The sequence below is a fragment of the Bradyrhizobium sp. SZCCHNS1022 genome, assembly GCF_032484835.1.
Taxonomy (GTDB): Bacteria; Pseudomonadota; Alphaproteobacteria; order Rhizobiales; family Xanthobacteraceae; genus Bradyrhizobium.
Window position 1 is genome coordinate 444,414 of sequence record NZ_JAUETT010000006.1, and the last position, 15,295, is coordinate 459,708.

The 15,295-nt window shown below is 63.8% G+C and carries 12 protein-coding genes; all 12 read left to right on the forward strand.

Annotated elements, in window-relative coordinates; all coding sequences use genetic code 11:
- The first annotated feature begins 53 nt into the window (after positions 1-53).
- The 12 genes from oxc to QX071_RS30265 all read left to right on the forward strand — a co-directional run bounded on the left by oxc (position 54) and on the right by QX071_RS30265 (position 15,282).
- A complete protein-coding gene (oxc, locus tag QX071_RS30210; protein ID WP_315705509.1) occupies positions 54-1,784 on the forward strand; it encodes an oxalyl-CoA decarboxylase in 1,731 nt (576 codons plus the stop codon).
- A 64-nt stretch (positions 1,785-1,848) separates the two neighbouring features.
- A complete protein-coding gene (frc, locus tag QX071_RS30215) occupies positions 1,849-3,126 on the forward strand; it encodes a formyl-CoA transferase (protein WP_315705508.1) in 1,278 nt (425 codons plus the stop codon).
- A 233-nt stretch (positions 3,127-3,359) separates the two neighbouring features.
- Positions 3,360-3,497 carry a hypothetical protein gene (locus QX071_RS30220; RefSeq protein ID WP_315705507.1) on the forward strand — a complete coding sequence of 46 codons (138 nt, stop codon included), beginning with the start codon at positions 3,360-3,362 and terminating at the stop codon, positions 3,495-3,497.
- A gap of 298 nt (positions 3,498-3,795) precedes the next feature.
- Positions 3,796-5,082, forward strand: a complete 1,287-nt coding sequence (gene oxlT, locus QX071_RS30225; protein ID WP_315705506.1) for an oxalate/formate MFS antiporter — start codon at positions 3,796-3,798, stop codon at positions 5,080-5,082.
- Positions 5,083-5,409: 327 nt separating this feature from the next.
- The gene (gene oxlT / locus QX071_RS30230; RefSeq protein ID WP_315705505.1) at positions 5,410-6,660 is read left to right on the forward strand and encodes an oxalate/formate MFS antiporter; all 1,251 of its coding nucleotides are present in this window, start codon (positions 5,410-5,412) and stop codon (positions 6,658-6,660) included.
- A gap of 295 nt (positions 6,661-6,955) precedes the next feature.
- A complete protein-coding gene (locus QX071_RS30235; RefSeq protein WP_315705504.1) occupies positions 6,956-7,372 on the forward strand; it encodes a CBS domain-containing protein in 417 nt (138 codons plus the stop codon).
- A 132-nt stretch (positions 7,373-7,504) separates the two neighbouring features.
- A complete protein-coding gene (locus QX071_RS30240) occupies positions 7,505-8,473 on the forward strand; it encodes a zinc-binding alcohol dehydrogenase family protein (protein ID WP_315705503.1) in 969 nt (322 codons plus the stop codon).
- A gap of 111 nt (positions 8,474-8,584) precedes the next feature.
- Complete coding sequence (locus tag QX071_RS30245; RefSeq protein WP_315705502.1) at positions 8,585-9,973, forward strand: cation diffusion facilitator family transporter; 1,389 nt, start codon at positions 8,585-8,587, stop codon at positions 9,971-9,973.
- Positions 9,974-10,181: 208 nt separating this feature from the next.
- The gene (locus QX071_RS30250) at positions 10,182-12,506 is read left to right on the forward strand and encodes a PAS domain-containing sensor histidine kinase (RefSeq protein ID WP_315705501.1); all 2,325 of its coding nucleotides are present in this window, start codon (positions 10,182-10,184) and stop codon (positions 12,504-12,506) included.
- 297 nt (positions 12,507-12,803) lie between these two features.
- Positions 12,804-13,316 carry an isoprenylcysteine carboxyl methyltransferase family protein gene (locus tag QX071_RS30255; protein ID WP_315705500.1) on the forward strand — a complete coding sequence of 171 codons (513 nt, stop codon included), beginning with the start codon at positions 12,804-12,806 and terminating at the stop codon, positions 13,314-13,316.
- Between the two features lie 169 nt (positions 13,317-13,485).
- Positions 13,486-14,787 (forward strand): sorbosone dehydrogenase family protein, encoded by a 1,302-nt coding sequence (locus QX071_RS30260; RefSeq protein ID WP_315705499.1) that lies wholly within the window; start codon positions 13,486-13,488, stop codon positions 14,785-14,787.
- 72 nt (positions 14,788-14,859) lie between these two features.
- A complete protein-coding gene (locus QX071_RS30265; RefSeq protein ID WP_315705498.1) occupies positions 14,860-15,282 on the forward strand; it encodes an ester cyclase in 423 nt (140 codons plus the stop codon).
- Positions 15,283-15,295: the final 13 nt, after the last annotated feature.

Sequence of the window (15,295 nt, forward strand, 5' to 3'; positions counted from 1 at the left end):
TCAACAAAGAAGACGCGCGAGGCGCCTTCGATAGTACCAGGGAGATGAAGCGCATGGCGCAGACCGCGATCAAGGCCGAGGCACCGGACACCCAAGAAGACCTCACCGACGGTTTCCACCTCGTCATCGACGCCATGAAGCTGAACGGGATCGAGACGGTCTACAACGTACCGGGCATTCCGATCACCGATCTCGGCCGCATGATGCAGGCAGAAGGCATCCGCGTGCTCTCGTTCCGTCATGAGCAGAATGCCGGCTATGCCGCGGCGATCGCCGGCTTCCTCACCAAGAAGCCGGGCATCTGCCTGACCGTCTCGGCGCCCGGCTTCCTGAACGGCCTGACCGCGCTGGCGCACGCCACGACGAACTGCTTCCCGATGATCCTGATCTCGGGCTCCTCCGAGCGCGAGATCGTCGACCTGCAGCAGGGCGACTATGAGGAGATGGATCAGCTCGCGATCGCCAAGCCGCTCTGCAAGGCCGCGTTCCGCGTGCTGCACGCCCAGGACATCGGCATCGGCCTCGCGCGCGCGATCCGTGCCGCTGTCTCCGGCCGTCCCGGCGGCGTCTACCTCGATCTGCCCGCCAAGCTGTTCGGCCAGGTCATGAACGCACAGGCCGGCGCCGCATCGCTGGTCAAGGTGATCGATCCCGCACCGGCCCAGCTCCCTGCCCCATCCGCCGTCAAGCGCGCGCTCGACTTGTTGAAGAATGCAAAGCGCCCGCTGATCATCCTCGGCAAGGGCGCGGCCTATGCGCAGGCCGACGAGGCGATCAAGAATTTCGTCGAAAAGAGCGGCGTGCCGTTCCTGCCGATGAGCATGGCCAAGGGCCTGCTGCCCGACCTGCATCCGCAATGCGCGGGCGCGGCACGTTCGACCGTGCTGAAGGACTCGGATGTCGTCATGCTGATCGGCGCCCGGCTCAACTGGCTGCTGTCGCATGGCAAGGGCAAGAGCTGGGGCGATGCGCCGAAGAAGTTCATCCAGGTCGACATCGAGCCGAAGGAGATGGACTCCAACGTCGAGATCGCGGCCCCCGTGGTCGGCGACATCGGCTCGGTCGTATCAGCATTCACCGAAGCGATGGGCAGCAACTGGCCGGCTCCCCCGGTCGAGTGGACCTCATCGGTGCAGAAGAAGCGCGAGGACAACGTCGCCAAGATGGCGCCGCGCCTGATGAACAACAACTCGCCGATGGACTATCACGGCGCGCTCGGCGTGCTCCGCACCATCATCAAGGAACGCCCCGATGCGATCCTGGTCAACGAAGGCGCCAACACGCTCGACCTCGCCCGCGGTGTGATCGACATGTACCAGCCGCGCAAGCGCCTCGACGTCGGCACCTGGGGCGTGATGGGCATCGGCATGGGCACGGCGATCGCCGCGGCCGTCGAAACCGGCAAGCCGGTGCTGGCCATCGAGGGCGACAGCGCCTTCGGCTTCAGCGGCATGGAGGTCGAGACCATCTGCCGCTACAACCTGCCGGTCTGCGTCGTGATCTTCAACAATGACGGCATCTATCGCGGCACCGACGTCAATGCGGGCGGCAGCGACCCCGCCACCACCGTGTTCGTCAAGGGCGCCCGCTACGACAAGATGATGGAGGCCTTCGGCGGTGTCGGCGTCAACGCGACCAGCCCGGACGAATTGAAGCGCGCCGTCAACGCGGCGATGGATTCGGGCAAGCCGACCTTGATCAACGCTGTGATCGATCCGGCGGCTGGCTCCGAGAGCGGCCGCATCGGCAACCTCAATCCGCAGAGCGTGCTCAAGAAGAAGTAAGGCGACCCGCCGGCCATCAACGCCCGCTCGCGCGGGATGACCATTCAGTTACGGAGAGAAACACATGACCAAGGCGCTCGAGGGCGTTCGCATTCTCGATTTCACCCACGTCCAGTCCGGACCGACCTGCACGCAGTTGCTGGCCTGGTTCGGCGCCGACGTGATCAAGGTTGAGCGCCCCGGCGTGGGCGACATCACCCGCGGGCAATTGCAGGACATCCCGAACGTGGACAGCCTGTATTTCACCATGCTCAACCACAACAAGCGCTCGATCACGCTCGACACCAAGAACCCGAAGGGCAAGGAGGTGCTGACCGAGCTGATCAAGAAGTGCGACGTGCTGGTCGAGAATTTCGGCCCCGGCGTACTCGATCGCATGGGCTTCCCCTGGGAGAAGATCCAGAGCATCAATCCGAAAATGATCGTCGCCTCGATCAAGGGCTTCGGCCCCGGCCCGTACGAAGACTGCAAGGTCTATGAGAACGTCGCGCAGTGCACCGGCGGCGCCGCTTCGACCACCGGCTTCCGCGACGGCCTGCCGCTGGTGACCGGCGCCCAGATCGGCGATTCCGGCACCGGATTGCACCTGGCGCTCGGCATCGTCACCGCGCTGTATCAGCGCACCCACTCCGGCCGCGGCCAGCGCGTGACGGCGGCAATGCAGGACGGCGTGCTCAACCTCTGCCGCGTCAAGCTGCGCGATCAGCAACGCCTCGCCCATGGCCCGTTGAAGGAATACAGCCAGTTCGGCGAGGGCGTTCCGTTCGGCGATGCCGTGCCGCGCGCCGGTAATGATTCCGGTGGCGGCCAGCCCGGCCGCATTCTCAAGTGCAAGGGCTGGGAGACCGATCCGAACGCCTACATCTATTTCATCACCCAGGCTCCGGTCTGGGAGAAGATCTGCGACGTGATCGGCGAGCCGACCTGGAAGACCGATCCGAACTACGCCAAGCCGGCAGCCCGCCTGCCGCGCCTGAACGAGATCTTCGGCCGCATCGAGCAGTGGACCATGACCAAGACCAAGTTCGAGGCCATGGAGATCCTCAACGAGTTCGACATCCCCTGCGGCCCGATCCTGTCGATGAAGGAGATCGCTGAGGACGAGTCGCTGCGCAAGACCGGCACCCTGGTCGAGGTGGATCACCCGACCCGCGGCAAGTACCTGTCGGTCGGCAACCCGATCAAGCTGTCAGACAGCCCGGCGGATGTGAAGCGGTCGCCGTTGCTCGGCGAGCACACCGACGAGATCCTGCGCGAGGTGCTCGGCTTCGGGGATCACCAGGTCGCCGAAATCCACGATTCCGGCGCGCTGGCTCCCCCGCGCAAGGAAGCCGCGGAGTAAGCGGCGACCAAGCCCCCTCCCGAATTACCACTGACCAGCACCGTAATTGCCATAAGCCGCCCTGTTGGGCGGCTTATTTGCATTAAAAGTTCCAGAATCGATTGAAAATCCAAATCGCGGTATATTGTTGCACTGCACAGAGTTCATACCGCTATGCAATAAAACCAATTGTCTCTGGTATCTGGTATACGTAAATTGCTCTCAGAAAGTGACCACGTTGATGAGAGAGAGCCATGGCCAAGACTGCTGCCCTTCCCTTCGTCCAGCCCGTATCCGTGTTCGGCCGTCTCCTGGCCGCGATCGACCGCTGGTTGATGACCTTCGCCGAGATTCAGATCCGCAACGGTGACGTGCCGCGGGTCGGTCTGTAAGATCCTCTAGGCGATCCGGCACGGCGCGAAGTTCTGCGCCCCAAGAACGGCCCCGGCTTCCGGGGCCATTTCTTTTTCCACCGCGATTCTTTTTCCACCGTGATCAATCCCGTTGCGCATTGCCTCTCGAAGGCACGATGCGCTTGGGACACCGCGCCACGCCCGTTAGATCATGCTCGAACTGATCTGCGGCATTTTCGCGCGGCAGTCGTCTGCCGCTTGAACCTTGGCATTGTGAATACAAAGATGCTCTCCGCAGCGTGCCCATACAATCAGAAGGCGCGAATCGGGAGGCGATATGACAGACGTGGTTCAAGCGAGGGCCCCTGCGGCCGGACGGGTCAGCGATACCTATCGCTGGACACAATTGGCGATCGGCGTCGCCGCAATGGTGATGATCGCCAACTACCAATATGGCTGGACATTCTTCGTCCCTGACATTCAGAAAAAATTTGGTTGGGATCGCGCATCGATCCAGTGGGCATTCACGCTGTTCGTGCTGTTCGAGACATGGCTGGTGCCGGTCGAGGGCTGGTTCGTCGACAAATACGGTCCGCGCATCGTGGTCCTCGTCGGCGGAATCCTCTGCGCGATCGGCTGGACGATCAATGCGCATGCGACGACGCTCAATGGCTACTATCTCGGCATGATCGTCGCGGGCATCGGCGCCGGCGGCGTCTACGGCACCTGCGTCGGCAACGCCCTGAAATGGTTTCCCGACAAGCGGGGTCTGGCTGCCGGCATCACGGCAGCCGGCTTCGGCGCCGGCTCTGCGCTCACCGTTGCGCCGATCCAGGCCATGATTCGGGATTCCGGCTTCCAAAGCACATTCCTTTACTTCGGGCTCGGACAAGGAATCATCATCGTCCTCCTCGCCTTCCTGCTGCTCGCACCGAAGTCCGGACAAGTCCCAGCCGTAGTTCAGACCGGCAACCTGGTGCAGACACGACGGAACTACACGCCGCCGGAAGTGATCCGTCACCCGATCTTCTGGTTGATGTATTTCATGTTCGTCATTGTCGGCGCCGGGGGATTGATGGTGACCGCCAATCTGAAACCGATCGGAGTCGACTGGAAGATCGATAGCGTCCCCGTCACGCTCGCCGGCATGACACTGACGGCGGTGACTTTCGCCGCAACCATCGATCGGGTCCTGAACGGCCTGACGCGGCCTTTCTTCGGCTGGGTCTCCGACAAGATCGGGCGTGAGAACACCATGTTCATCGCTTTCGGCATGGAGGGGATCGGGATTTGGGCGCTGTACATGTTCGGCCAGAATCCGGTCTGGTTCGTCATCCTCTCGGGCTTCGTGTTCTTTGCCTGGGGTGAGATCTACTCGCTTTTCCCCTCGACCTGCACCGACACGTTCGGCTCGAAATTCGCGACCACCAATGCGGGCCTGCTCTACACCGCAAAAGGAACCGCGGCGCTCCTGGTGCCGATCGCAAACTATGTGCAGCAATCGGCGGGAAATTGGGACGGGGTGTTCCTGATGGCGGCCGGCGCCAATATCCTGGCGTCGCTATTGGCCATCGCGGTGCTCAAGCCGTGGCGGAGAAATGTGATCGCAAAGGCCAACGTCTAAGACTTTTCACGACCTTTTCTGGAGCGCCCGGCCGCAAGGCCGGGCGTTTTCTTTTGACTCGTGGAGATTGAAAGCGGGCACGGCCGATCGCGTGCTTTTCGACATCTACGACGCGAGCCGGATGACGCGCCGCAACCAAAGCCCACCCGCACAGAAAACGCGCTTGCATCCTGGAATAATATATACCAAGCTACTTCGACGCTTGCGACAATAAACCACAATCTCGCGACACCAAGTCGCGATCAGACAGCGCGTGCGGGAGGAAATGGAATGACCATCAGCGCCGCCACTGGACCCACTCAAGGGTCATCCAACGCTTTCCGATGGATGCAGCTCGTCATTGGCGTTGTCTGCATGGCCATGATCGCCAATCTTCAATACGGATGGACCTACTTCGTCAGCCCGATGGCGAAAGCCCATTCCTGGGACGTCGGAAGCATCCAGATCGCCTTCAGCATCTTCGTCGCGCTGGAAACTTGGCTTACGCCGATCGAAGGATGGATCGTCGACTCGCTCGGCCCGCAACGCGGTCCCAAACTGATGGTCGCCGCGGGTGGTATTTTCGTTGCGCTCGGCTGGCTCATCAACGCCTGGGCCAACTCGCTCGAGATGCTCTATCTCGGCGCCGTCGTCTCCGGTGTCGGAGCCGGCGGCATCTATGCGACCTGTGTCGGCAACGCCGTCAAATGGTTTCCTGATCGGCGGGGGCTCGCCGTAGGCTGTACCGCAGCCGGATTCGGTGCGGGCGCGGCGGTGACGGTCATCCCGATCCAGATGATGATTGCATCCGTCGGCTATGCCGACACCTTCTTCTGGTTTGCGCTGGGTCAGGGCGGCATCATCTTCCTGGTGGCCTGGCTGTTGCGCTCTCCGCTGCCCGGCGAAGCCCCGGCGGCGAGCGCCGTGAAGGTGCTGCAGTCCAAGACCAACAGCACGCCAGGCCAGATGCTTGTATCTCCGCTCTTCTGGGTCCTGTACGTCATGTTCGTACTCGTCTCGGCGAGCGGGTTGATGGTAGCGGCCCAGATCGCGCTGATCGCCAAGGATTACGGCGTTGGCCAGACGGTCCTCCTGTTCGGCGCGACCACGCTGACCGTAGCGGGCATCATCGATAATTTAGCCAATGGCGGCGCACGTCCGTTCTTCGGATGGGTGTCGGACCAGATCGGCCGCGAATATACGATGGCGATCGCATTCACGGCCGGCGGTCTCGCCTATTGGCTGCTCGGCACTGCCGGCACCACGCCCTGGACCTTCGTCATCTGCGCCGCCCTGATCTTCTTCACCTGGGGCGAGATTTTCAGCCTGTTCCCGTCGACCTGCACCGACATGTTCGGGCCGAAATACGCCACGACCAACACCAGCCTGCTCTACACCGCGAAGGGACTGTCCGCCTTTGGCGTCCCGCTCGCCAACGTTCTCAAGACCTACTCCGGCAATTGGCACGCGGTGTTTCTCGTGGCCGCGGTCATGAACTTCATCGTGGTGGGCTTGGCGTTGTTCGTGGTGCGGCCGGTCCGGCAATCGATGAGCGTCTCCGAGAACAAGAACTCCGTCAGCCAGGTTGCAGCCGAATGACGTGACCGCGTCGCCGGCTTTCGGAGAGAACGACAACCATCAACCGTGAAGAGAGGCGCCTCCAGCGGCGCCTCTCTTTTTTTCGTTTGTTTTGCTGTTTCTTGGCATGCCAGATCATTTACCGTCGGTGACTGCTCCTGCCCGCAACCACGGTTCGACCGCAGCAAGCTCCTCAAATACGTAAGTATCACTGTCGGTTAAATCATATCCCGTGACACGCAGGAGGAGCCATCGGCGTTGACAATTGGCATTTTGTATACCAGACTTTCGGGCACAACAAACGAGGGAGGCTGCCGTGAACGTCGGAGACATCCTGCGCAACAAGACAGCGCGTGTGGTCACTGTGCGTATGAACGAAACCGTGGGTGTGGCGGCGCAGTTGATGCGCGCCAGCAACATCAGCGCGCTGGTGGTCAAGGACGTGGTGCGCACCGAGGGCAATACGGCGGTCGGCATGTTCACCGAGCGCGACGTGGTCCGGGCCGTTGCCCAACATGGCGCCGCCGGCGTCAACATGAAGGTGTCGCAGTTGATCTCGGTGCAGCGGCTGATCTCGTGCAGCACCACCGATACGCTCGAGCACGTCCGCCACCTGATGAACGTGCATCATATCCGCCACCTGCCGGTCATCGATGATTTCGCCCTCGCCGGCGTCATCAGCATGCGCGATGTCTCGGCGGTGTTCGACGACGCCGCGGCAGTGGCTGCGTGAGCCGACGCTGAGGCTTTCACGCGGGCTGCATCGATCAACGAACGGTGCAGCCGGGATGCAGTGTTGGCCGATGCACATCATCGACCGACCGAGTAATGTCCCTGCTCCTCTCGCCTGACAGGGACAGTCTCGATGAAGGCCTATGTCTACGGTGCCGACGGCGCCGCCCTTACCGACGTTTCGAAGCCCACGCCGCAAGGCACGCAGGTGCTGATCCGTGTGCGTGCCTGCGGCCTCAATCGCGCCGATCTCGGCATGACCAAGGGTCATGCTCACGGATCGGCCGGTGGCCGCGGCACCGTGCTCGGCATGGAATGGGCCGGCGAAGTTGCCGAACTCGGTCCTGAAGCCAAGGGCGTCAAAGTCGGCGACAAGGTGATGGGATCCGGCACGGCCGCCTTCGCCGAATACACGCTGGCCGATCACGGCCGGCTGTTCCTCGCGCCGTCGAACATGAATTTCGACGAAGCCGCCAGCTTGCCGATCGCACTCACCACCATGCACAACGCCGTCATCACCAACGGCGCGCTGCAGCCGGGTCAGAGCGTGTTGATCCAGGGCGCAAGCTCCGGCGTCGGCCTCATGGCGATGCAGATCGCCAAGCTCAAGGGCGCAGCATTCGTGATCGGCTCCTCGACCGATCCTGCGCGCCGCGGCCGGCTGAAGGAATTCGGCGCCGATCTTGCGATCGATTCCAGCGACCCCGGCTGGGTCGATGAGGTGCTGAAGGCGACCGGCGGTGCGGGCGTCGACCTGATCGTCGACCAGATCTCCGGCAAGGTCGCCAACCAGAATCTCGCAGCCACCAAGGTCAAGGGCCGCATCATCAATGTCGGCCGCCTCGGCGGCACCCACGCCGACTTCAACTTCGACCTGCATGCGGCACGCCGCATCAACTATATCGGCGTCACCTTCCGCACCCGCTCGATCGAGGAGATCCGCGAGATCTTCGCCGCGGTCAGGACGGATATCTGGGGCGCGGTCGAATCGCGGACGCTGCAGCTGCCGATCGATCGCATCTTCAGCTTCGACGATATCGGCGCGGCGTTCGCGCACATGGAGGCCAACAAGCATCTCGGCAAGATCGTCGTGACGCTCTGACGACGTGCTCTTGACTTTTAGACGCAGTAAAATCGGATTGCGCGGTGAATAGAGCGCTTCCCGCGCGATCCCGGCTTTCACGGCCGGGAGCGGGCTGCTAAATCCGCGCCCATGACCGACAGCCTTGTCCACCCTCCCCACGGCAAGACCCGCGTCGCGGCGATCTCGATTGCCGCGAGCGCCAGCATGGCCGCGGCCAAATTCGCCGTTGGCATCATCATCGGCAGTCTCGCGCTGGTCTCGGAGGCGCTGCACAGCGCCGTCGACGTCGTCGCCACCGTGATCACCTGGATGGTGGTCCGCGTCTCCGACCGTCCGGCCGATGACGAGCACCATTACGGGCATGGCAAGCTGGAGAGCCTGTCGGCGCTCGGCGTCATCGCCCTGCTCTATGTCCTGGCTGGCGGCGTGCTGGTCGAATCCTACGGCCGGCTCCGCGAGGCCGCTCCTGCGCCGGCGATCTCGGCGGCTCCGTTCCTGGTGCTCCTGATCGACATCGCCGTGAACTTCTGGCGCGCGCGCGCGCTGCACCGTGCCGCGCACGAGACCCACAGCCAGGCGCTGGCCGCCGATGCCCTGCACTTCGCCTCCGATGTGCTCGGCTCCGTGGCCGTCATCATCGGACTTGTCTTGGCCGGGCTCGGCTTCTGGTGGGGTGATGCAGCGGCTGCCATCGCGGTGGCCGTGATGATCTCCGTCCTCGGATTTCGGCTTGCGCGCTCCACCGTAGAAACACTGCTCGACCGCGCCCCCGAAGGCGCCGCAGAGAAGGCCAGCGCTGCGATCCGTTCCGTGGCGGGCGTGGTCGACATCGAGCGTTTGCGGGTCCGGCTGGTCGGCGCCATCCATTTCGTCGACGTGACCGTCGAGGTGCCTCGCACCTACCCGATCGACCGTGTCGACGAGATCAAGCGCAAGGCGCAGGCCGCTGTCGACGCCAAGCTCGGGGGAGCCGACGTCACCTTCACCACGGTGCCGGTGGCGCTGAGCAATGAGAGCGTGCGGGAACGCATCATGGTGATCGCACGCAACTCCGGCCTCGCCATCCATCACGTGACGGTCCACGACGTCAGCGGTCAGCTGATCGTCGCCATCGATCTCGAGGTCGACGGCAATATGAGCCTGATGACCGCCCACGACATCGCGCATCAACTCGAGGCCAGCATCCGCGACGAATTCGGGGCGGATGTCGAGGTCGACACCCATATCGAGCCGCTGGAGCCGGAATTGCCGTTCGGCACCGATGCCGCGCCCGACCGCGTCGGCCAAATCACCGCCGCGCTGCAGCGCCTCGCCGCGGAGACCGAGGTCTACGACGTCCATCATGTCCGCGTGCGCAACACCGAGGCCGGCGAGATCGTCAACTTCCACTGCCGCGCCGCGCCGTCGATGAGCGTGCTCAAGGTGCATGACAATGTGGATCACATCGAGCGCGGGGTGCGCCGCGCTTTCCCGGGCGTGAAGCGTGTCATCAGTCACGCCGAACCGCCACACGCCTGACACCGGCGTCACACGGCGTTCTCGCTTCGGACTCGTTTGGCCTGCTTTTCGTCACCGCGATTCCTCATTGGATAAGATTTATTCGTCTTAACCAAATCGTTGACTCTCGACAGTCCGCAAAAACTGGATTCAAATCAGGTTGATTCGGAAGCGCTGGGGGCTCTTTCGAAACTTAGGTGTTCACTGAAGTTTTGAGGGGGTCTTCAGCATGGCGCGTGCGCATGCCGCGAACGCGTGCGTCCAATCTTCTGACTCGATCAAAGGGTTGGCGCAATCGATCGCGAAACCGGCCTATCAGAGGCTGTTGACCGCTGAGCCGGTGTTGCGTCGTGCTGTCCCTACTCTGATCATCGCCTTCCTGGTCACGATCTGTCTCGGCGCCTTCGTCCAGGTGCTCGATCAGAGCCGGCAGAAGCGCGCGTCCAACAAGCGCGACCTCGCCGCCCTTGCCGATCTCCTCACCGATCGGATCGGCCATCTCTCGGTCAAGCCCGACAGGCTCGCCAATATCGAGCGTCTGCAGAGCCTGCTGCCCGACCTCATTCCGACCTGGGGCGTTGCCCCGGGCCGCCATGTCATCGTCACCGCCGCCGATCACCGCATTCTCGCCAGGGTGCCGGTCGATGCGAGCCTCGGCGCGAACGACCGCATCCTCGACCTGATCTCGACGGCACAGCTGCTGGCGACGCCGGGCCTGCAGGGCACCGTCACCGAGATTGTCCTGCCGAACGGCCGCGCCGCGCTCGCGATCTCGCAGCTCGTCAAGCAGCTGCCCGGCCGGGTCGTCGTGATCCAGGAGAAGCTCGAGCCGATCTGGGGATCGGACGCCGCGCTGTCGGTGACGCTCTCGGCCACCACCGGCTTCGTCGTCCTGATCCTCGGCTTCGCCTTCCACTGGCAGTCCACCCGCGCCCGCGAAGGCGACCTCATCAACGACGCCGTGCGCGGCCGCATCGACACCGCGCTCAACCGCGGCCGCTGCGGACTGTGGGACTGGGACCTGTCGCGCGGCCGCATCTTCTGGTCGAACTCGATGTTCGCGATGCTCGGCCTGGACAATCGCAGCGATCTCCTCACCTTCGGCGAGGTCAATGCGCTGGTGAATTCCGACGATATCGACCTGTTCGCCATCGCCGATCAGCTGGTCGCGAGCGAGATCGACCATATCGACCAGAGCTTCCGGATGCGGCATACCGGCGGCCACTGGATCTGGCTGCGGGTGCGCTGCGAACTCAGCCACGGCGCCACCGAGTCCGGCCTGCACCTGATCGGCATCGCGGTCGACATCACCGAGCAGAAGAGCCTCGCCGAGAAGTCCGTCGAAGCCGATCTGCGGCTGCGCGACGCGATCGAGACCATCCCTGAGGCCTTCGTGCTGTGGGACGCGAGCAACCGGCTCGTGCTCTGCAACTCGCACTTCCAGAGCCTGCACAAGCTGCCGGACTCGGCGGTCATCCCCGGCACCTCCTATGAGACCGTGATCGAGGTCGGCAAGATGCCGGAGGTCCGCACCCGGCTGCACGACAGCGGCCCGCAAGTCCCGGGCGCGCGCACCTTCGAGGCCCAGCTCGATAACGGCAGCTGGCTGCATATCAGCGAACGGCGCACCAAGGACGGCGGCTATGTCTCGGTCGGCACCGACATCACCCGCATCAAGGAGCACGAACAGAGGCTGATCGACAACGATCTGCGGCTGCGGGCGACCGTCATCGACCTGCAGCGCTCGCAGGCCGCGCTGGAGCGCCAGGCGATCGAGCTCGCCGATCTCGCCGAGAAATATTCCAAAGAGAAGACCCGCGCCGAGGAAGCCAACCAGACCAAGTCGAAATTCCTCGCCAATATGAGCCACGAGCTGCGCACGCCGCTCAACGCCATCATCGGCTTCTCCGAGATCATGGGCAGCGGCATGTTCGGCTCGCTCGGCTCGGAGAAATACCAGGAATACTGCCACGACATCCTGACCTCCGGCCAATATCTGCTCGAGGTGATCAACGACATCCTCGACATGTCGAAGATCGAAGCCGGCCGCATGAAGCTCGACATGGAGCCGCTCGATCTCGCCACGACGCTTGCGGAGTCGCTGCGCGTCGTCTCGGGCCGCGCCCACGACAAGGGCCTGGAGCTCGACGCCAAGATCGGCGGCAGCGTTCCGATCGTGGCCGACCGCCGCGCGACCAAGCAGATCATCGTCAACCTGCTCTCCAACGCGGTGAAGTTCACGCCTGACGGCGGCCGCGTCACGGTGCGCAGCCGCGTGTTCGAGGACAGGATCGTCCTCGTCATCGCCGACACCGGCATCGGAATTGCGCCGCAGTCGCTGGCGCGGCTCGGGCGCCCGTTCGAGCAGGTCGAAAGCCAGATGACCAAGACCTATCACGGCTCGGGGCTGGGGCTGGCGATCGCGCGCTCGCTCGCCCAATTGCATGGCGGCTCGATGCGGCTGCGCTCCAAGCTCGAGGCCGGCACTGTGGTGCGCGTGACCCTGCCGCGCGATGCAGTCAAAGACGGTGCGGCGATGCCCGTCGCGGCGTGAGCGCGACCAGGCCGCGTCTGCTACACGTTTCAGGCGGCGGCATTTGGGGATTCCCATCGCCCTATCCGCTCGTCATTGCGAGGAGCGGAGCGACGAAGCAATCCAGACTGCCGGACCGGCAGATCCTGCGGATTGCTTCGCCCGCAATGACAGAGGCATGCATGCTTCCTACTCGCGGCATGCAGTAGCTGAGTCACGGGGCTGTCACGTGCTTTCGTGATGCTTGCACATCATCATGGTTGACGGTTCAACACGCCGGCAACTATGGCTAGCGGCCTCCCGAACAATGGATCTCCCGTGCTGTATCTCTTCATCGTCGCCGCCTTCGCGTATCGCTTCGCGATGCTCGCCGTCTCCATCAGAAACGAGAAGCGCCTGCGCGCGGAAGGCGCGACCGAATATGGCGCGTCGGTCTCGCGCTGGCTCGCGATTGCCCATGTTGCATTCTATCTCGCCGCAACCGCCGAGGGCATCGTCCGCGCCGCGCCGCTCGATGTGATCAGTGCGGTCGGCTTCGTCATCTACCTGTTCGGCGCAGTGATGCTGTTCGTGGTGTCGCGGCTGCTCGGGCGGTTCTGGACGGTGAAACTGTTCATCGCCCGCGATCATCAGCTGGTCACGCATCCGTTGTTCCGGGCCGTGCGCCACCCCAACTACTTCCTCAACATCCTTCCCGAGCTGATCGGCTATGCGCTGACGCTGCACGCCTTCGTGACGCTGGTCGCCGGCCTGATCATCTATGCCGTCCCGCTCACCTTACGCATCCGGCAGGAGGAAGCGGTGATGCGCAAGGCCTTCACGGACTACTGAACGCTCCGCTGCCGCGCAGGGACCACATACTGTCATGACCGTGGCACGCGATGGAGCTATGCGATCGGCGGCGCCGTCGGCCGGTAGACTTGCAGATCGACAATGCGTCTAATCGGGGGCGTTTTGCCGGCTGGGCAGCCGGAGCGCAGAAATTCGACAGGGGAACCCCATGAGCTTTTCCAGCATCGTTGCGCGCGGTGTCGCGCTGGTCGGCGGCGCCGCGCTGCAGTGGCGCCGGCTCCAGGGTGACACGCCGAAGCCGGCCTGGGGCCAGCAGCCGCAGATCCCCGCCGCCAAGCCGCAAGGTGCGCTCCCCACCTTGAAGATGCCGACCGCGCAGGGCTGGAGCGCGGGACACGTCCCCACGGCAGCAGCCGGGCTCAAGGTCAATGCCTTCGCGACCGGCCTGAAGCATCCGCGCTGGATCAACGTGATGCCCAATGGCGACGTGCTCGTCGCCGAGGCGACGCAGGTCGCACGATCGCCCAGGAGCGTCTTTGACTATGCGATGCAGGCCACGATGCGGCGCGCGGCGGCGCTCGGCGTCAGCGCCAACCGCATCACACGTCTGCGCGATGACAATGGCGACGGTGTCGCCGAAATCCAGACGACATTCATGGAGGGCTTGAACCAGCCGTTCGGCATGGCCCAGCTCGGCGACACTTTCTATGTCGGCAACACCGACGGCATCATGGCCTTCCCCTACACCGCCGGGGCGGACCGCATCACCGCGCAAGGGCGGCGGCTCACGACCTTCAAGCCCGGCGGCCATTGGACCCGGAGCCTGCTGCCGAGCGCTGACGGCAGGAAGCTCTATTGCGGTGTCGGCTCGCTCACCAACATCGCCGAGATGGGCTTCGAGGTCGAACAAGGCCGCGCCTGCATTTATGAGCTCGACGTTGCTAGCGGCGAGAGCCGCATCTTCGCCTCAGGCCTGCGCAACCCCGTCGGCCTCGCTTTCGAGCCGACCACCGCCGTGCTGTGGACCGTGGTCAATGAGCGCGACGGCCTCGGCGACGAGACTCCGCCCGACTATCTGACCTCGGTGCGCGAGGGCGGCTTCTATGGCTGGCCCTATTGCTATTGGGGCAAGACGGTCGACGACCGCGTGCCGCAGGACCCGGCCATGGTCGCCACCGCGATCACGCCGGACTACGCGCTCGGCGGCCATACGGCTTCGCTCGGCTTGTGCTGGATGCCGGCCGGCCACTTGCCGGGCTTTCCCCAGGGCATGGTCATCGGCCAGCACGGCTCCTGGAATCGCAGCAAGCTCTCTGGCTACAAGGTCGTCTTCATCCCGTTCGAGAACGGCCGTCCGTCAGGGCCGCCACGCGACATCCTGTCGGACTTCCTCGCCCCGGACGAGCGCGTCTCCTACGGCCGGCCGGTCGGCGTCACGCTCGGCCCCGCCGGCTCGCTGCTGGTGGCCGACGACGTCGGCGATTGCATCTGGCGCGTCACGGGGGCGTGAGCGCCGCGCGACAACTCGCGCAAACCAGCATGACGGCTGCTGGACGGATAGGCTCACCAAAGAGGTTCGATGATGTCCGACAATTCAGCCTTGCGCGACCTGTTCGACCGGTGGGAGCAAGTCTGGCATGACGGCCGCTACGATCTGGTGCCCGACTGCGTCTGCCCTCATTACGTCCGGCATGATGAGGTCGGCGACCGGAGCGTCACCCGGGAAAGCTACGCGGCCGAACTCGCCAGACTGAGGCAGGACAGACCTGACGTCCGGATCATCGTCTACGACCATGCGCTCCACGACAATCGCGCTTGGTATCGCTTCACGATGACATGGACCGACCAGGCGACCGGCAAGGTCTGCACCCGCGCAGGACTGCAGGCCTATCGGATCGAAGGCGGCAAGCTTGCCGAAACATGGGTCACACTGCAGCCGATCGGGTCGGCGTGGAACGACACCGTGGCGCAGGAACATTGGACCAGCCCACCCCCGATAGGCTGATCACGGCCGAACA